Source organism: Fontisubflavum oceani (genome assembly GCF_030407165.1).
Lineage (GTDB): Bacteria > Pseudomonadota > Alphaproteobacteria > Rhodobacterales > Rhodobacteraceae > Rhodophyticola > Rhodophyticola oceani.
In genome coordinates, this window is sequence record NZ_CP129111.1 from 3,131,713 (window position 1) to 3,150,405 (window position 18,693).

General features: G+C 59.5%; 16 protein-coding genes and 1 pseudogene. 8 read left to right on the forward strand and 9 right to left on the reverse strand.

Annotated elements, in window-relative coordinates; genetic code table 11:
- Positions 1 to 30: 30 nt before the first annotated feature.
- A complete protein-coding gene (locus tag QTA57_RS15925; RefSeq protein ID WP_290152398.1) occupies positions 31 to 1,134 on the forward strand; it encodes an ABC transporter permease in 1,104 nt (367 codons plus the stop codon).
- Positions 1,135 to 1,141: 7 nt separating this feature from the next.
- A complete protein-coding gene (locus QTA57_RS15930; RefSeq protein ID WP_290152399.1) occupies positions 1,142 to 2,356 on the forward strand; it encodes an efflux RND transporter periplasmic adaptor subunit in 1,215 nt (404 codons plus the stop codon).
- Between the two features lie 5 nt (positions 2,357 to 2,361).
- On the opposite strand, the gene pcaG is transcribed toward QTA57_RS15930, so the two are convergent.
- The 4 genes and pseudogenes from pcaG to pobA all read right to left on the reverse strand — a co-directional run bounded on the left by pcaG (position 2,362) and on the right by pobA (position 5,289).
- The gene (gene pcaG, locus QTA57_RS15935) at positions 2,362 to 2,982 is read right to left on the reverse strand and encodes a protocatechuate 3,4-dioxygenase subunit alpha (RefSeq protein WP_290152400.1); all 621 of its coding nucleotides are present in this window, start codon (positions 2,980 to 2,982) and stop codon (positions 2,362 to 2,364) included.
- A pseudogene (gene pcaH, locus QTA57_RS15940) lies at positions 2,982 to 3,708 on the reverse strand (protocatechuate 3,4-dioxygenase subunit beta). Before pcaH ends, pcaG begins: the two are co-directional and overlap by 1 nt.
- 1 nt (position 3,709) lies before the next feature.
- Positions 3,710 to 4,096, reverse strand: a complete 387-nt coding sequence (pcaC, locus tag QTA57_RS15945) for a 4-carboxymuconolactone decarboxylase (RefSeq protein ID WP_407933485.1) — start codon at positions 4,094 to 4,096, stop codon at positions 3,710 to 3,712.
- A gap of 23 nt (positions 4,097 to 4,119) precedes the next feature.
- The gene (gene pobA / locus QTA57_RS15950; protein ID WP_290152403.1) at positions 4,120 to 5,289 is read right to left on the reverse strand and encodes a 4-hydroxybenzoate 3-monooxygenase; all 1,170 of its coding nucleotides are present in this window, start codon (positions 5,287 to 5,289) and stop codon (positions 4,120 to 4,122) included.
- A gap of 68 nt (positions 5,290 to 5,357) precedes the next feature.
- Here pobA and pcaQ point away from each other — a divergent pair, with 68 nt between their 5' ends.
- Positions 5,358 to 6,296 (forward strand): pca operon transcription factor PcaQ, encoded by a 939-nt coding sequence (gene pcaQ, locus QTA57_RS15955; protein ID WP_330696724.1) that lies wholly within the window; start codon positions 5,358 to 5,360, stop codon positions 6,294 to 6,296.
- A 29-nt stretch (positions 6,297 to 6,325) separates the two neighbouring features.
- Here the strand turns inward: pcaQ and QTA57_RS15960 are convergent, their stop codons facing one another.
- From QTA57_RS15960 to QTA57_RS15980, 5 genes are all read right to left on the reverse strand, one after another.
- A complete protein-coding gene (locus QTA57_RS15960) occupies positions 6,326 to 7,366 on the reverse strand; it encodes an ABC transporter ATP-binding protein (protein WP_290152404.1) in 1,041 nt (346 codons plus the stop codon).
- Positions 7,363 to 8,187, reverse strand: a complete 825-nt coding sequence (locus QTA57_RS15965) for an ABC transporter permease (protein WP_290152406.1) — start codon at positions 8,185 to 8,187, stop codon at positions 7,363 to 7,365. Before QTA57_RS15965 ends, QTA57_RS15960 begins: the two co-directional genes overlap by 4 nt.
- A 1-nt stretch (position 8,188) precedes the next feature.
- A complete protein-coding gene (locus QTA57_RS15970) occupies positions 8,189 to 9,046 on the reverse strand; it encodes an ABC transporter permease (RefSeq protein ID WP_290152408.1) in 858 nt (285 codons plus the stop codon).
- A gap of 71 nt (positions 9,047 to 9,117) precedes the next feature.
- On the reverse strand, positions 9,118 to 10,350 hold the full coding sequence (locus tag QTA57_RS15975) for an ABC transporter substrate-binding protein (RefSeq protein ID WP_290152410.1): 1,233 nt from the start codon (positions 10,348 to 10,350) through the stop codon (positions 9,118 to 9,120).
- 290 nt (positions 10,351 to 10,640) lie between these two features.
- Positions 10,641 to 11,309, reverse strand: a complete 669-nt coding sequence (locus QTA57_RS15980; RefSeq protein WP_290152411.1) for a TetR/AcrR family transcriptional regulator — start codon at positions 11,307 to 11,309, stop codon at positions 10,641 to 10,643.
- A gap of 282 nt (positions 11,310 to 11,591) precedes the next feature.
- On the opposite strand from QTA57_RS15980, the gene QTA57_RS15985 reads away from it, so the two are divergent.
- The 5 genes from QTA57_RS15985 to QTA57_RS16005 all read left to right on the forward strand — a co-directional run bounded on the left by QTA57_RS15985 (position 11,592) and on the right by QTA57_RS16005 (position 18,574).
- Positions 11,592 to 13,247, forward strand: coding sequence for an amidase (locus QTA57_RS15985; RefSeq protein ID WP_290152413.1), 1,656 nt, complete (start codon positions 11,592 to 11,594; stop codon positions 13,245 to 13,247).
- Positions 13,248 to 13,364: 117 nt separating this feature from the next.
- The gene (locus QTA57_RS15990; RefSeq protein WP_290152415.1) at positions 13,365 to 14,903 is read left to right on the forward strand and encodes an ABC transporter substrate-binding protein; all 1,539 of its coding nucleotides are present in this window, start codon (positions 13,365 to 13,367) and stop codon (positions 14,901 to 14,903) included.
- Between the two features lie 69 nt (positions 14,904 to 14,972).
- Positions 14,973 to 15,914, forward strand: coding sequence for an ABC transporter permease (locus QTA57_RS15995; RefSeq protein WP_290152417.1), 942 nt, complete (start codon positions 14,973 to 14,975; stop codon positions 15,912 to 15,914).
- Positions 15,915 to 15,918: 4 nt separating this feature from the next.
- Positions 15,919 to 16,734, forward strand: a complete 816-nt coding sequence (locus QTA57_RS16000; protein ID WP_145209901.1) for an ABC transporter permease — start codon at positions 15,919 to 15,921, stop codon at positions 16,732 to 16,734.
- Positions 16,735 to 16,771: 37 nt separating this feature from the next.
- On the forward strand, positions 16,772 to 18,574 hold the full coding sequence (locus QTA57_RS16005) for an ABC transporter ATP-binding protein (protein ID WP_290154956.1): 1,803 nt from the start codon (positions 16,772 to 16,774) through the stop codon (positions 18,572 to 18,574).
- Positions 18,575 to 18,693: the final 119 nt, after the last annotated feature.

The following is an 18,693-nucleotide window of genomic DNA, read 5'->3' on the forward strand; positions in this document are numbered from 1 at the left end:
GCGCGCGCGCGGCTTTCGCAACCGACCATTATGATCCTGCGCAGTTTCTTCCGCTGGCCAGTGCGCAGCGCGATGACCTGTTTGGGCCTCGGTTTCGCAGTCTCCGCCGTCATCGCTGCGTCCTTTGTCCATGACGCGTTGGACAACATCGTCGATGTGGCGTTTTACCAATCGAACCGCCAAGACGCGATGCTGCTGTTTACCGATGATGTGCCTGAGACGACGATTGCCGAAGTGCGCCGCCTGCCCGGGGTTTTGCAAGCCGAGCCGCAGCAATATCTGCCCGCAATCCTGCGCAATGGTCCCTTGGAGAAAAGCTTAGCCATCGAGGCGCGCCGCCCCGGCACAGATTTGAGCCGGGTGATCGGCGCCGATGGCTCGGTCAGTACGGCGGAGCCCGGCGGCATCCTCCTGGCCGAGCGATTGGCCAGTCAGCTGGATTTGGGCATCGGTGACCTGGTCGAAGTCGAATTTCTGAGCGGTCGGCGAGAGACCCATGAGATGGTCGTCACCGGGTTGGTCGAACAGTATTTCGGTCTCGGCGCCTATATCGATCTGGGCTATCTCAACGAGATATTCCGGCAAAGCCCCCGCATGTCAGTCGTGAATGTCACCTTGGATGACAATGAACTCGATGCGTTGCACGCTCGATTGAAAGACCTGCCGCGCCTATCGGGCCTGATCATGATGACCGACACCAGGCGCAGCTTTCAGGACACGATCCGCGAAAACGTCACGGTGATGAACACGGTCTATATCGTGATCGCTGTGCTGATCACGGTCGGGGTCGCCTATAACGGCGCGCGTATTCAACTGAGTGAACGGGCGCGCGAGTTGGCGAGTTTACGGATCCTCGGCTTTTCACGCGGCGAAGTGTCTTATGTGCTGGTGGGCGAAACGATGTTTCTGGCGCTTGTCGCGCAGCCCGTTGGCTGGCTTCTCGGCGCGGGCATCGCACAGGTGATGGTGAACGCGTTTTCCTCCGATCTCTATGCGATGCCGCTCATCCTGAACCCCGATATCTTTGCCCGGGCCAGCTTGGTTGTGCTGGCCGCGGCCCTGGCCTCGGCGCTGATCGTGCGCCGCAGGCTGGACAATCTCAATCTCGTATCCGTTATGAAAACAAGGGAGTAGCAGGCTTATGTCTCTGAAACCAAGAACCCTAGGCATCCTGGTCGTTGGTGGCGCCATCCTGGCCGGGCTGCTCTATGTCACCTTCCGGCCCGAGCCGATTGCTGTGGATCTCCATGAGGTCACGCGCGGGCCGCTGCAGGTCACTGTCGATGCCGATGGGCAGACCCGTATCCGCGACATTTTCGAAGTCGCGGCACCGATCAGCGGCACGGCGCTCCGCTCTCCCGTTGATGTGGGAGATGCGGTTCTGGCCGGTGAAACGGTTGTGGCCCTGGTGGAGCCTGTGCCGCCGAGCCTACTCGATAGCCGGACCAGGATGCAGGCCGAAGCCTCCGTTGGTGAGGCCGAGGCGGCGCTGAACGTCGCCCGGACCGAACTGCGCCGCTCGGTCGAGGAACAAACCTATGCCCAGATGCAGTTTGACCGGGTGCAAGTTCTGGTCGAACGTGGGGTTTCGTCGATCACTGCGATGGAGGATGTGACGCAGCAATTGGCGATTGCGGATGCGACGGTTGATGCTGCGGAGGCACGGATCAACATCGCGCAAAGCACGCTGGATCGCTCCCGCGCCGCATTGATTGGGCCAGATGGCGCGAATGGGGCCGCCAATGGGGATTGCTGCATCGAATTGATGTCGCCCGCCGATGGCGTCGTCCTGTCCGTCGCCAATATCAGCGAACGCCCGGTGACGGCCGGTACGCCCTTGGTCAGTATCGGCGACCCGACGCAACTCGAAATTGTCGCCGATCTGCTCTCCTCCGATGCGGTGCGCTTGGCCCCCGGTGCGGTCGCAATGGTCGAACGGTGGGGCGGCCCAGACACATTGATGGCCGAGCTTGACCGGGTCGAGCCCTCCGCCCGCACCCATATCTCCGCCTTGGGGATTGAGGAACAACGGGTCGACGCGATCTTTCATCTGACCACACCGCAAGAGGCGCGCGCCGGGTTGGGCGATGGGTTTTCGACCTTCTTGCGGATTGTCGAGTGGCAAGCCGATGAGGTCACTCAAGTCCCGCTCAGCGCGCTGTTCCGCCGTGGCGATACCTGGGCGGTGTTCATGGCGAACGGCAACACCGCCCAAGAGGTGACGGTTGAGTTGGGCCGCAGAAGCGACCGGTTTGCCGAGGTTCTGAGCGGGCTTGAGCCAGGCGCAATGGTGGTGACCCATCCCAATGATGACCTGGTCGATGGCGGTTTGATGATTGATCGCAGCGCGCTCTGACGCGCCTAAATATCAAAAAAGACCGTTTCGGCCTCCCCTTGCAGCCGGATGTCGAAACGGTAGACGGCTTGGCCGTCCCTTTCCGCCCGCGCGGCGATAAGCGTATCGCGGCGGCGTTCCCACTCGATCCCGTTGAGGATCGGATCCTGCGCATTGGTCTCGGCTTCATCTGAAAAATAGAGCCGGGTGTTGAGGCCGACATTGATCCCACGAGCCACGATCCACAGATTGATATGTGGCGCCATCATCTGGCCGTTTCGGCCCATAACCGGGCCGGGTTTAACCGTATCAAAGCCCCAGTCTCCGGTGTCAAAATCGGTGATCACACGCCCCCAGCCTCGGAAGCCCTCCTCGAGCTCATCGGCGCGATCCGGGTGCGAATATACTCCGGCAGCATTCGCCTGCCAAGCCTCGAGCAGCACATCTTTGATCGGGCTGCCGATGCCGTCTATGACCACCCCTTCGACGCGAATACGTTCGCCCTTGGCATGTGGGCCAGCGATGTCCCACCCCAGCTCTTGATCGTAAATCTCAAAGCCCGCCGCGCCTGGCGCCAAGCCGATATGCACATATGGCCCGGCTGTCTGAGAGGGTGTTTCTTTGAGATACCCAAGCTTCTGCGGCATCAGTTCCCCTCCAACCGGTTTTCGAACAGGGTCGAGCGCGCGCCGCGCAGGACGATGTCGAATTTATAGGCAATCGTGTCGAGCGGGATTGTGGCGTTCAGATCGAGCGCCGCAACCAATTGGTCGATGGCGTCAGGATCGGGGATCGTGTTCACGATCGGGCATTTGGCAATCAGCGGATCGCCCTCGAAATAGCATTGCGTGATCAGACGCTGCGCGAAGGCCCAACCAAAGACCGAGATATGAATATGCGCGGGGCGCCAGTTGTTGACCCAGTTGCGCCAGGGATGCCCCCGGCTTCACAGTGCGAAACACATAGGCCCCGTCGGCATCCGTAAGCGTCCGGCCGCAGCCGCCAAAATTCGGGTCGATTGGCGCAAGATAGGTATCTTTCTTATGTCGATACCGCCCGCCGGCATTGGCCTGCCAAATCTCGACCAAGGTGTTGGGCACGGGCCGCGCGTTTTCGTCCAGCACCCGGCCATGCAGCAAAATCCGCTCACCGATTGGGCTTTCCCCCGGCTGAGCGAAATTTGCCAGCAAATCACTGTCGATTGGGTCGATGTCATTATGGCCAAAACGCGGGCCGGTCAGTTCGCTTGCGGTGTTTTCCAAACTGATCAGCGCATTCTGCGGCGACCGGGCCACGGATGTTTTATAGTCGCGGGTCAATGCGGGGGGATGGCGCTCGCGATCTCGTTGGTAGAGTTCTGGATAGCCCGGCATGTTATGCCCCTTCCGGCTGATTGGTCGAGGTTGCCTCGTCCGCTTCCATCTCAGCATAGGTCTCTTTGGCCAGTTTCAGCGCCTGATTGGCGCGCGGCACGCCGGCATAGACGGCCACATGCTGAAACACCTCCAAAACATCGCGTTTGCTGGCACCGGTGCGGGCCGTGGCGCGAATATGCATTGGGATTTCCTCAAAGTTCCCCAAAGCGGCGAGCAAGGCAAGTGTCACCATAGACCGTTCGCGCAACGTGATCCCATCACCGGCCCATAGATTGCCCCAAGCCATCTCGGTGATCAGAGCTTGGAACGGCGCATCGAACTCTGTTGTTGCGGCCTCGGCGCGGTCCACATGGGCATCGCCCAAAACGGCACGGCGGATCTCCATCCCTGTCTGTTTTCGATCTGGCATCAGTATGGCAACCCAACATAGTTTTGCGCCAGAACGCTCTGCGCGGCGCGGTTGGTGCGCAGAAACGCGATCTCCGCCGCCTGCATCTTCTGATCGAACTGGTTCTCATCAGGGAAGCGGTGCAGAAGATTTGTCATCCACCAGCTAAATCGCTCCGCCTTCCAAACCCGCGCCAAGGCTTTTTCCGAATACGCATCTAGCCCAGTGGTCGCGCCGTCTTGATAATACTCAGCCAGACCATTGAAGAGATAGTAGATATCGGAGGCGGCGGTGTTCAAGCCCTTGGCCCCTGTCGGCGGCACGATATGCGCCGCATCCCCGCAGAGGAACAGCCGCCCCCACTGCATCGGCTCCGTCACGAAAGAGCGCAAGGGCGCGATGGATTTCTCAATCGATGGCCCGGTGATCAGCTTGTCGGCCACATTTTTGGGAAGGCGGCGCTTCAACTCTGACCAGAAAGCTTCATCCGACCAATCTTCAACGGTGTCTTGTAAAGAGCACTGGATGTAATAGCGGCTCAACACAGGGTTTCGCATGGAACAGAGCGCGAAACCACGCTCAGAACTGGCATAGATCAATTCATCCGCAACAGGCGGCGTTTCTGACAGAATACCAAGCCATCCAAACGGATAGACTTTCTCATACTCAACGCGCACATCATCGGGGATGGTATTGCGACTGACTCCATGAAATCCGTCACAGCCCGCGACAAAGTCACAAGTGATCCGATGCGCGACGCCATCGACCGTGTAGGTGACATAAGGTGTATTCGACTTGGCATCGCAAATCTGCACATCCTCGACGTCGTAGATGATCCGCCCACCGGTGGCCTCACGCGCGTCATAGAGGTCGCGCGTCAACTCCGTCTGGCCATAAACCATTACCCCGGCATTCGTGTGTTCTTTGAAATTGATACCGAATATCTCATCGCCGTAGGAGATGATTGTGCCGTCATGGAGGATGCCCTCACGGTCCATGCGGTCGCCGACACCGGCTTGGCGCAGCAGGTTCACCGCCCCAACTTCCAACACCCCCGCGCGGATCCGACCCAGAACATAGTCCTTGGTTCTTCGCTCCAAAACGATGCTGTCGATGCCGCGCGTCTGCAACAACTGCCCAAGCAGCAGACCCGAAGGTCCCCCGCCAACGATCGCCACCTGTGTCTTCATAAACCCCTCCACACGGCAACGTTATCTTGTTAAAACCGATAACAAAAATGAGAATTACTATACGATAGATGCCCAAAAAAGAAACCATATTCGAGCGCCGCGTTAAATTCCGTCACATTCAATGCTTTGTCGAAATCGCCCGGGAGGGGAGTTTAAAACGAGCGGCTGAAAAGCTGTATCTCACACAACCGGCGATTTCGAAGACCTTGAAAGAATTGGAAGACATCGTCGACGCCAAGCTTATGCAGCGCAGCAGATCTGGCGTCACGCTGACGAAACAGGGTGAGGTGTTTCTGCATTTTGCGCAAATGTCGCTCGCCAATCTGCAGCAAGGCGTGCGCGGCATCGAAACCGCGCGGCAGCAGGTCAAGACACGGCTTCGCGTTGGATCACTCCCCAGTGTGGCTGCCTCGATGATGCCACATGTCGTGGCCGAGTTCTCCACCTTAGCGCCAGACGCCATGCTGCAAATGCTGGATGGGCCGCATGGCTATCTGATTGAGCGATTGCGCTTGGGCGAACTTGATGTGGTGATCGGGCGGCTTGGGCAGCCAGATACGATGCAAGGCATCTCGTTCACACAACTCTATATGGAACAGGTGGATTTTGTCGTGCGCGCCGGTCATCCGCTCTTGGCGGCACCGGACCTGCACCGGATTGGTGAATGGCAGTTGATCTATCCACCGGCAGGATCCGCGATAAGACCAATGGTCGAGCGGTTCTTGATCGCCCACGGGCTGACCGAACCGCCGAACCGGATCGAAACCGTTTCAAGCACCTTCGGCCGCGTCTATACGCGGCAATCCGACGCGATTTGGGTGATATCAAGCGGTGTTGTGGCCAACGAAACCGCGGATGGCACGCTTGTCCGGCTTCCGATCGACACGGCGATGACAGATGGGCCAGTCGGCCTGATGGTGCGCCCGGATGCGCCAGAGATCCCAGTCTATACTCTGTTTCGGATGGCTGTGCAGACAGCGGTCGAACGCAGTCGACTGGCAACCTGAGACATATCGGGGCATGCGGCACCGCGATCTTATGAAATCACCCAGAGCGTCTCGTTTGGAAGGTGGAGCGGCACCAGCGCACCAATGCGGTATCCCTCCGCTTCTGTTGGGTTCACGATTGCCTCGATCAGCATATCACCAACGCTGAGTTTCAGGCGGGTTTGGGTGCCCAGATAGATGACCTCGATCAGATCGGCGGTTAGGTTGTTTTCTCCGCTCGGTGCATGCCCCAAGCGCACATTTTCGGGTCGGAAGGTCAGCGTGCCCTGCCCTGCGACGGCTCCAAGCGGCAAAACCAACCGCCCCAAGGCGCTGTCGAAAACACCATCCGCAGAGGTGCCCGAGATGAAGTTACGCCCACCGAAGAACCGCGCCGTCGCCTCATCCACAGGGCGTTTGTAGAACGCATCGGCCGTGTCGTACTGCTTCATCTGCCCATCAAGGATCAGCGCGACACGGTCCGCCAGCACGACGGCGTCCTCCTGATCATGGGTTACGAAGATCGTGGTGATCCCGGTCTCTTGCTGCAAAGATCGGATCAGATCGCGCATTTCAAACCGCAGATGCGTGTCGAGGTTGGAAAGCGGTTCATCCAGCAGCAAAACCTCCGGCTGCACAATCAGCGCGCGGGCGAGCGCAACCCGTTGTTGTTGCCCGCCGGAAAGCGCGCTCGGCTTGCGCTCACCCAGATCGGGGAGGCGGACCAGATCAAGCATCTCACCAACGCGCCGTTTGATCTCGGCGGGGTTGGTCTTGCGCATCTTGAGGCCGAACCCAACATTCTCCGCCACGCTCATATAGGGAAACAGCAGATGGTTCTGAAACACCATCACGGCGCCCCGGTTTTCAGGTTTTTCCCGTAAGATCGAACGTCCATCGAACCGCACATCGCCGGAGCTTGGCTCTAAAAGCCCGGCGATGATCTTCATCGTCGTGGTTTTGCCACAGCCCGATGGCCCGAGCAGCGCGGTCAACGTGCCACTCTCGATCTCAAGGCTCAACCGGTCGAGGGCCGGGTGATCACCGCCGGTATAGAGTTTGGTCAGATGTTGGATAGAGACATGCGTCATAGACGGCCGAAGCCTCCAACAGCGGCACTCCGGCCCGAAAGCTGCTTGGCGGTGAGAAGGAGAATGAAGATGCCGGGCAGAATGTAGATCATGCCGATGGCGCCGGTGATGTCATTGCGCCCAGAGGTCGCGAAGTTGAACAGCAGGAGCGGCAGGGTCACGACCCGCCCGCCGCCGATCAGCAAGGTGAGGATGTATTGGCTCCAGGAGACCAGAAACGCAAAGAGGCCACCGACAATGATGCCGGGCAGGATCGCCGGGAGTGTCACATACCAGAATGTCTTGAGTGGGGAGGCTCCGAGGCTGCGCGCCTGCGCCTCAAACGCGGGATCATAATTCGAGAAAATGCCAGCCATGACGAGGGTCATGTAAGGCAGCGTCGGGATCAGGTGGACAAGGATCACGCCCTGCACCGTGTTGGTCAGCCCAAGCCAAATAAACACCGAATGAATGCCCAAAGCCACCGCAATACCTGGCACGATCATGGGCGCAAGGATCATCATTTCGACAACCTCCTTGCCCCTGAATTTATACATACCAAGCGCCCTGCCCGCTGGTACCCCGATCAGGATCGAGAGCGCGGTGGCCGCGAGCGAGATGCCGATGGTCAGCCAGAGGCTATCTAACACGCCAGATGTGTCAGACATGGCGTAGTCCCACGCGTCTAAGGTCCAAACGCGGGGCAGAATATCCGGAAAAAACCAGCCCCGGGCGAAGGACCAAATCGCCAAAGGGATAAGCGGCAACACCAGCCAGATCACAAGAACCAGGCACGTGAGATAGCGGAAGGTTTGGGTCCAGAGACCGTCTTGCCCGATCATCTCACCCCCTCAACCGCCGGCGCGCATAGCGGATGTAGATATAGATCATCACCGCGCTCATCACGGCGATCAGAATGGCCAACGCCATGGCCTCAGGGCGCGCCGCCAAATCGACATCGGTGTATTTGCGATACGCAAGCACTGGCAGCGCGGCGGGGTAATTCGCGCCAAGCAGCGCCGGGATTTCATAGGCCCCAAAGGTGAAGGCAAAGACGATCACCGAGGCCGACATAAGGCCCGGAAAGATTAATGGCAGCAGGACATAGCGAAAGCTCTGCCATTTTGATGCGCCCAAAGACCGGGCGACACTTTCATAGTCCTCCCCCATGGCCTGCATGTTTGCCAGGACGATCACCCCGATAAACGGCACCTCTTTCCAGACATATTGCAGGATGATCCCGATGGCGTAGGGGTCGAAGACCAGCGCGGGAAAATCGGCGGGCCGCGCGATCATACCGAACTCGGCTGCCAAGCGCGCAAAGCTGCCCGATTGCGAAAACAGGTAGAGAATACCGATGGCGCCGACCAAATGCGGCACGGTCAAGTTCAACTGAAACAGGAAGTTGATGATGTCACGACCAATGAAAGCGCGCCGCAGCAGCAACGCGGCGCCGACGGCAAGGATGCAAGAGATCACCGTGGAGGTGAAAGAAATATGGACGCTTAGCAGGAAGGAGTAATAGAACTCCTCCTCCGTGAAAATTGCGGCGTAGGCCTGCAAGTTCGGCTCCGTCAGCCCAATCACCGGCATGTAGTTGAAGCTGCGCATCAGGCCGATCAAGAGGCCGCCAAAGAACAGCCCCACAATCACCAAGAGCGCCGGCAGCAACAGCAAGAAAATCTTCAGACGGTCAGACAAAGCAGGCCTCGCCCCAAATGGGATGCAAAACCATCTCGCGCCGGGCCGAGATGGCCCCCGCGATCATCGGCTCAATTGCCAACGTTGTCGATCCAACCCTGCTCAATCGCAGAAATCCATGAGGCCTGCAGTTCCGGCAATGCGGTTGCGGCCAAGTCTTCGACGGGCACAACGTTTGGATGGCGCGCGATTGAGTCAAAAACCGCCCGCACCTCTCCATCCACGCGGGTCATATCGATCCCCGGTTGTGCCCCCCAAACATCCGGCCTTGCCTTGTGAACCTGCGCCTCAGCCGAGAGAAGCAGGTTTTGCAGCACCAAAGCGGCGGCTTTATTGGGCGAATTGAATGGGATCAGCGTGTAGTTGGTGTTGCCGATTGTGCCATCCGTCATGGCATAGCCTTGGGTCGTTGGTGGAAAGATGCCGTTCTCGATATTGATGCCGACGCTGGCGGGCTCATAGTTGAACACCAAACCGACTTCCTGATTGGCATACAGCTGTTCCAGCGCCGCGATCGACGTTGGATAAGTCGCGCCTTCGCGCCAAAGATAGGGCTCGATATCGTTCAAGATCTGCCAAGTCGCGGCTGCGACGTCGTCAAAACGGTCCTGATCGAACTCACCCAGCAGGTTCTCGACGCCGCCTGCAGCATGATAGAACACATGCCGGACAAACACCGATCCGTTGAAATCGGGCGGTGCGGAATAGGTGAACTGACCTGGGTTGGCCACGATCCAGCCCAACAAATCCGGGATCGAGGTTGGCGGGGCGTCATGGAGCGCCGTGTTGTACGCGAAGGCAAATTGCGCGGTCGACCAGGGCACTTCGCAGCCATCGACCGGCACACCGAAATCATTGGCAATCGCCGGATTGCTCCAGTCGATCAAAGCGTTGTTCGGCAGAAGATCGGTATATCCGCAATAGACCAAATCTCCCTGCATCATAGTGCGGAAATTCTCGCCGTTGATCCAAATCATGTCGACGGAGCCTGCATCCATCACACCGGCTTCGCGCTCGCTCAGGACCAGGTTGACCGCCTCCGCCGTATCGCTGAGGCCGACCCGGTTCAACGTGATGCCGTATTCATCCATCAGCCGACCGCCGATATATTCGGTCACATATCGGTTGATGTCATCCGACCCGCCCCAGAGGAACCAGTTGACCTCCCCACCCCGGGCCAATTCGACGATTTCATCCCATGACATAGCGTTCAGCGCATCGCCATCCGCCGTGTCGGCCATCGCTGCCGGGGGCAACATAGCCGCGCTCATCACCAGGGCCGCCAGCTTGGGAACATATCTCATTCGGTCTTCCAGGTGTCTCAGGGTTGCTTTCGTTTGCTCTGGTTCTAACCGCAGAGCGCCGCCGCAGCCACAACCTCAAGCACAACCTCGAACACAATCTCGTTTGATCGCATCGCTCAGGTGATGTGTCTGACCGCGACAGGGTCATAGTGCTCCGACCACATGAGAGGTCATCCCGCATTGCAAAGCTCGCGAATCAACACGTCCGCCCGGCACCCCGCTTGCGCGTAACAAGCATTGCCGGCGGGGCCTCTATGAAAGCCGCCCAATCATAATCTGACCGGGGTGATCTATGGCGCGGAGGTCGCCGCGATCACCTTGAAACCTGCACTGATATAAGGAACGACAATCTCCTTATAGGCTGCCCAAGATGGGTCACTTCCAGCCATGCCGAGAAGGCCCTCGACGCGTGCGTCCTGCACGGTTGCGGCATGCATGATGGCCATCAAGAAATGAAAGCCCCGAATGGCGTCACTATGTTCAAGCTCTGGCAGGGCCCGCATGAAGGCGTCGATATAGAGCTTGGCCACATTGTCGAAACTCTCGCTCATATAGCTGGACAGCGTGCCATCCCAGACCGAGCGCCCAACGAAGGTGGCAAAGTGGCGCCACTGCTCGTTTTCGCCATCAAGCTTGTTGTAATACGGCAGGATGAGCGCGCGGACGAGAGGCTCAACCTCGACATTGTTCCGCCCAACCAACTCTTCGTACTGCTCCAGGAGGACAATCCGCTCGCGATTGAGCTCGCTTGCGCGGCGCTGAATGGTCTCCCTGACCAGCGTCTCTTTCTTGCCGAAATGATAGGCAATCTGACCAACATTCGCGCCAGCATCGGCGGCGATCTCTTTCAAAGTGACGATCTGATAATTCTGCTTGGCGAAAAGCCGTTCGGCGGCGTCAAGCAAACGGTCGGGTGTTTCGATATTATATGCGCGCACGCGCGGGGCTGTCTGGGTCATCGTTCCGCACATCCTCCCAGCAATCTCGCAAGCGCGAGGGCATCGCGTTTCTCACGCAGGATCCGCCGCCGCATCATGGCCCCTGCGACTGTCAGATAACAGACCGCCGCAAAACAGGGCAGAGCGCGACTCTGGTTGATAATAAAAGAAGCTGATCCAAAAATCATAGTCTTAATACGGTTTTTATACCTGATAGCAGTGTTGACAATTGATTTATTAGCCAAAAACATAGTTGCACAAGATAAAGATTCGGAAAATTGGCACGATAGGGGCTTCGGAACGATGTCGGCTTCACTCACTCTCGCGGACATAGAAGGCGCCGAACGGCTTGCCGGGCTAAGCTATACCCCCCAGGAGCGTCAGCAGATGCTGGAAAACCTGGAAGGGCAGATTGCGTCGGCCCAGATGCGGCGGGCTGTGCGGCTTGAGAATGATGAGCCGATGGCAAGCCGCTTTGACCCGCGCCTGCCGCATTTCGTGATGCCGACATCCGCGGGGAAGGCGCAATTCTCCGACACCGATGGCGGGCCACTGCCGGATGATGACGAAGATATTGCTTTTGCGCCGATGACGCAGCTTTCCGCGTGGCTTCGGCAGGGCAAGCTGACCAGTCGGCGGCTCACCGAGATTTATCTGGCCCGTATCGAAGCGCGGAACCAAGACCTTGAGTGTTTCGCCACGGTGACGCCCGACCTCGCGCTCACCGAAGCTGATGCGGCGGACAGTCTCCTTGGTGCGGGAGAATGGCTCGGCCCGCTGCATGGCATTCCTTACGGCCTGAAAGACCTTTTCGACACGCAAAGCATTGTCACGGGCTGGGGTGCGGAACCGTTCCAGAACCGAATCCCCGAAAGTGATGCGGTGATCGTGCAGCGCCTGCATGCCGCCGGTGCGGTTCTGCTTGGGAAAACCACCGTCGGTGCGCTCGCCTATAACGATATTTGGTATGGCGGGGTGACGCGCAATCCATGGAACCTGAATGAAGGCTCAAGCGGATCTTCCGCCGGGTCCGCGTCGGCCACCGCTGCCGGGCTTTGTGCTTTCGCTATCGGCACTGAAACGCTTGGCTCGATCACATCACCCTCTCAGCGCTGTGGGACGACGGGCTTACGCCCGACCTTCGGACGGGTTGCACGCACTGGCGGCATGGCGCTCTGCTGGACACTCGACAAGGTCGGCCCAATCTGCCGCTCGGTCGAAGACACGGCCATGGTCCTTGACGCAATCAATGGCAGCGATATTGGCGATCCCTCCTCTATCGAGGCACCATTCCATTTCGACGCCAATGCCTCGTGGAAAGACCTTCGCGTCGGCTATCTGCCCGACGCGTTCGAAGACGGCGCAACCGAGGTCGATCGGGCCGCTCTTGAGGCCGTGCGTGATCTCGGCGTTGATCTGCGCGAGGTCAGCTTGCCGGACCTGCCTTATGGGGCCCTGATCAACATCCTTTATGCTGAGGCTGCGGCGGCCTTTGAGGAACTGACGCTAGAGAACACCGACGATACGCTGACCTGGCAGGATGACGGGGCCTGGCCCAACACGTTCCGAAAGGCGCGCTTCTTGTCTGCGGTCGATCATGTTCAACTCGACCGGCTCCGCTTACGCGTGATGAAGGCGCTCGACGGCCTCTTCAATGAGATCGACGTGTTGGTTGGACCGTTCATGACCGGCCCGATGCTGGTTGCGTCGAACTTCACCGGGCACCCCTGTTTGCATCTGCGCGCCGGATTTCTTGAGCTTGGAACGCGCGGCAAAGCCAGCCTTGGCGCTGGCAAGCTGAGTGTTGGCGAGGAAGATGTCGACGGCCAGGTTTTCACGGTGCCGCAGGGCATCTCGCTTTGGGGGCGGCTGTTCGAGGAAGGGCCGTTGCTGAACTTCGGCATGGCGCTTGAAACCGCGCTCGGCGTCGCCGAGCGGCGCCCAACCTTTGCGCGCTAACCCAATGTTCCGCCGGTCCTATGCCGGCGCTGCGCATGTGCCACGGGGGCCAAGCTTGCAGCCCCCGGTCAATCCAACCGCTGGACGCATCCAGCGGCAACAGAGGAGATAAAGACAATGAAACGTAGGGAGTTTCTCGCCACAAGCATCATCGCCACGGGTGCGCTTGGATTTGGGTTCGGGCCCGGCCCGCTTCGCGCGCAAGAACCCGTGTCAGGCGGCACGCTGATCTGGGGCCATTCGGAGACCACCCAGAACCTCGACATGCACCAGACCGGCACCGCCTCGACCGCCCGGGTGCTGCAAAACATCCACGACTCCATCGTGACGATCAATTCGGAGATGGAAGTGGTGCCGCAGCTTGCCGAGAGCTTCGAGGTCTCTGAAGACGGGCTGACCTATACGTTCAACCTGCGCGATGGCGTGAAATTCCATGACGGCTCGACGATGACCGCCGAGGATGTGATCTATTCCTTTGAGCGCTGCCGCGACCCTGAGGTCGGCGCGGTCAATTTCGAAGTGTTCAACGATGTTGATGCCTTCGAAGCGCCGGACGATCTGACGGTCGTGATCCGCATGTCACGCCCGAACGCGCCCTTCCTGGCCCGTCTTGCCGAGAATGGGGCCGGTGTGGTCATGCCTGCTGGATCAGGTGACACACAAGGCACCGCCCCAACGGGCGCAGGCGCGTTCCGTTTCATGCGCCGAGAGTTTGGCAATGAAGTGGAACTTGAGCGCTTTGACGAGTACTGGGATGGCCCAGCCTATCTCGACGGCATTCTGGCCCGAGAGATCACCGAACCCACCGTGCGGCTGACCGGGCTGCAGACAGGGGAGTTGCATTTCATCAATGACATCCCGGCCGAACGCGTCGCGCAAGTGGAAGGGGATGCAGATATTCAGGTCGTGACCTGGGCACCCCTGAACTTCGACTTCCTGAATTTCAACCATGATCGGGAGTTGTTCCAAGACCGTCGGGTCCGCCTGGCCTTTGACCTGATGATCGACAAAGAAGCATTGCTTCAAGGCGCGCTCTGGGCGCAAGGCGATACCACCCCAACGCCAAGCTTCCCCAACGATGCGACGCGCAACGGCGATCTGACGCAGCGGGCGCAGGATATCGCGCAGGCGCAGGCCTTGTTGGAAGAGGCCGGATATCCGCCGGGCACGCTGAACGTGGTATTCAAGGTGACCACCAACTACCCCTACCATGTCGACAGCGCGCAGATCATCGCGGAATGGGCGCGGGCGGCGGGCGTCAACATGACGATCGAACAGCTCACTTGGGCCGATTGGCTGAGCCAGGTCTGGGTGGATCGCGACTTTGAGATGACGATGATGAACTTCTTCACCATCTGGGAGCCGGATCGCCTGTACTACAGCCTCTACCACAGCACCGGTGGCTTCAACTATCGCAGCATCAGCGATCCGCTCATTGACGAGTTGACCGAGCAAGCCCGGGGCGAAGTCGATCCCGCCGCGCGCCTTGATCTCTACCGCCGCATTCAGCAGCACCTGTTTGACGAGGCGCTTGATGTAATCCTCTGGTATCGCAACGGCACGATTGGTGCGACGCCGGAGGTCGGCGGGCTGGACACGGTGGTGCATCCCAACGGGTCCAACCTCAATTTTCACAAGGTCTGGCTCGCCAGCTGACGAGCTTCATGCGTGAGGCGGCCCGCCGCCTCACCGCTTTCCCTGTCTCCAACCTTCGGTCCCCCTCTGATGGTCTATCTCGTCAACCGGCTCCTGTCGGTCGTTTTGACCCTGTTCCTCATCTCCATCGTCACCTTCGGGATCACCAATATCCTGCCGGGCGATGTGGCGATGATGATCATGGGCACGCAATCGAACCCCGAGGCGCTCGCAGGTTTGCGCGAGTCGCTTGGGCTGAACGACCCGTTGATTGTACAATACGGCCGTTGGATCGGCGGCATGCTAACCGGAGACTGGGGCGAGTCCTTACTGTTCCGCGAACCGATTGCGCCACTCATACAACAGAAAGTGCTGGCCAGCGGGCTGATCGTTCTGCTCTCCATGGCGATCGCGCTGGCGCTCGCGATACCCTTGGGCGTTTGGGCCGCTCGGCACCGCGACCGGTGGCAAGACACGACTTCCTCGACCACCGCGCTCTTGGGCCTCAGCATGCCGGATTTCTTCATCGGCATCATGCTGATCCTTCTGTTTGCCGCCACGCTTGGATGGTTGCCCTCGTCGGGCTTCGTTGACCCGACCGAGGACTTCTTCGGCGCTGTCCGGCACGCGCTTCTGCCGTCGCTGGCCCTGGCGCTCGGGTTGATGGCGCATCTGACACGCATGACCCGGTCGGCAATGATGGGTATCTTGAACCAGGAGTTCATTCGCGTTGCGCGGGCCAAGGGTTTGCCGGAACGCACGGTGGTTTGGGGCTATGCGCTGCCCAATGCTATCGGGCCGGTGATGACGGTGGCGGGGTTGCAGATCGGCTATCTGTTCGGCTCGATCATCGTGATTGAGAGCCTATTTTCTTACACCGGCATGGGCTGGCTGACGTATCAGGCGCTTCTCAACCGCGACATCCCATTGATCCAGAGCACAGTCTTCGTGATCGCTGCGGTTGTGATGTTGGTCAATCTGGCCGTCGATCTGCTCTACCGCGTGATTGACCCGCGCATTCGGTTGGAGTGAGGCGATGCGTAAGTTTCTATCTGCCAAGGCCCTGATCGGCTTCACCCTCGTCGCGATTGTCCTTGCGGTGGCCGTGCTCGCGCCGCTTTTCATCCCAGCCGAACGCGCCACGCAGATGGTGATGACCGCGAGGCTGCAACCACCGTCTTTCGAATACCTGCTTGGTACCGATCAGTTGGGGCGGGATCTGTTTGCACGGGTGATGCTCGGGGCTCAAACCTCGCTCACCATCGCGGCGCTCGCGGTGGGCATGTCCATCGTCTTGGGGCTGCCCCTCGGCATCATCTCCGGGTATTTCGGCGGACGGGTCGACAATGTCCTGATGCGGATCATCGATGCGCTGCTGAGCTTTCCAGCATTGCTTCTGGCGCTGACAATCTCGGCCATCCTCGGCCCCAATTTGCAGAACACGATCATCGCAATTGGTATCGCCTTCACGCCTTTCCTTGCACGGATCGTCCGCGGCGAAGCCCTGCGCGTGGTGCAGATGCCTTATGTCGAGGCGGCCCGCGCTGCGGGAACGCGGGACGGCGCGATGATCATCCGCCATATCCTGCCCAACATCATGCCCGCGCTCATTGTCCAGGCCACGATCAGCCTCGCCTTCGCCGTGCTTGCTGAGGCCGCGTTATCCTTCCTCGGGCTCGGGACACAGCCCCCGATGGCCTCTTGGGGCCTGATGATCCAGGCGTCGCGGCAATTCCTCGACATCGCGCCCTGGACCGCGCTGGTGCCGGGCGCGGCCCTGGCCATCACGATCCTCGGCCTGAACCTTCTCGGCGACGTCCTGCGCGACGTTCTCGACCCCAGAGTACGGTGACCCGGATGCGCGACCAGACCCAACCCGCCGCCCCGCTCTGTCGATTGAGAACCTCCGCGTCGAGTTCCAAGGCGAAACCGGGCCGATCACCGGCGTCAAAGATGTCAGCTTCACGGTTCAGCCCGGGGAGACGGTGTGTGTTGTGGGCGAGTCTGGATCGGGCAAATCCGTCACCTCCTTGTCTCTCCTCCGTTTGGTAGAATTTGGTGGCGGCAAAATCGTCTCCGGCAAACTCTGGTTCCGTCCTGAGGAGAAGGATCCCATTGATCTGGCCCAATTGCCGACCGAACAAATGGTCGACTTGCGTGGCGATCAGATCGGGATGATTTTCCAAGAGCCGATGACCGCGCTCAACCCGATTTTCACCATTGGCCGACAGTTGACGGACGGACTGCGCCGCCATCGCAAGCTTTCGGCCAGCGAGGCCGAGGCGCGCGCGCTTGAGCTTCTGAAAGAGGTCCGTCTCCCCGAACCCGAGCGGCGGCTGACGCAATATCCGCATGAGCTGTCCGGCGGCATGCGCCAACGCGTCGTGATTGCGATGGCCATGGCCTGCCGCCCGCAACTTCTGATCGCGGATGAACCGACAACGGCACTCGACGTGACGATCCAGGCGGAAATCTTGGGGCTGATCAAGCGGCTCAAGCGGGAAACCGGGATGGCCGTTTTGTTCATCACCCATGACATGGCCGTGGTGGCACAACTCGCCGACCGGGTCGTGGTGATGCGCCACGGCGAGCTTGTCGAGGAAGGCCCGGTTGAGCAGATCTTCGCAGATCCACAGGCCGATTATACCAAAGCCCTCCTTGCCTCCGTCCCCAAGCTGGGTGAGATGCGGGGCAAGCCGGGGCCGGAGCCGTTGCGCATCCCCGGGCAGCCCGATCCTGTTGCCGCACCGACCATGGCCGATACACCGAGGGAAGATCGCCCGATCCTCTCGGTCAAAGGGCTGACCACACGATTCCCCATTCGTGGCGGCTTCACCCGCCGCGTCGTGTCAAATGTGCACGCTGTTGAAGACGTGACCTTTGATCTCACCGCAGGCGAGACGCTGGCCCTTGTTGGGGAGTCCGGCTGCGGCAAGTCGACCACCGCACGCTCGATCTTGCGGTTGGTGGACCCGACCGCTGGCGATGTTGTTCTGGACGGGCAAGATATTCTGGGCCTCAATCCCCGCGATTTGCGTCGGGCGCGGCGCAATATGCAGATGGTGTTTCAAGATCCGTTTGCCTCGCTCAACCCTTTCATGCGGCTGCGCAAGCAGGTTGCCGAGCCGATGATGAATTTCGGCTTGGCAACCGGCTCCGATCTCGAAGACCGGATCGCCACCCTGTTTGATCGCGTCGGCTTGCCGCGGAATTTCATGCGCCGCTTTCCGCATGAGCTTTCTGGCGGACAACGCCAACGCGTCGCCATTGCCCGAGCACTTTCGGTCAATCCAAAACTCATCATCGCGGACGAAGCCGTATCGGCGTTGGATGTGTCGGTGCAGGCACAGGTCCTAAATCTCCTGATGGAGCTGCAAGCGGATTTCGGGCTGTCTTACCTGTTCATCAGTCATGATATGGCGGTGGTCGAGCGGGTCTCGCACCGCGTTGGCGTAATGTATCTCGGGCGGCTGGTCGAAATCGGCCCACGGGCGGCCATATTCGAAGACCCGCGCCACAGCTACACGCGCGCACTGCTCAGCGGCGTGCCCATCGCCGACCCGACGCAACGGGCCCTCAAAGAAAGCGTCGCATTCAAGGCGCTGCCCTCGCCGATATTCCCAGTTGGGCATGCCCCCGCCCCACCGGTCTATGACGAGGTTTCTGCCGGTCACTTTGTGCTTCAGATTTGACGCTCATGACTTATGGCTATGAGAGCGCCGTATGAAGCGCTTTCAAGCGGCCATGATCGGCTGACCAGACCGGGCCTCTCACAGATGTTCATGCTCGCGACGCTGACATGACCGAAAAT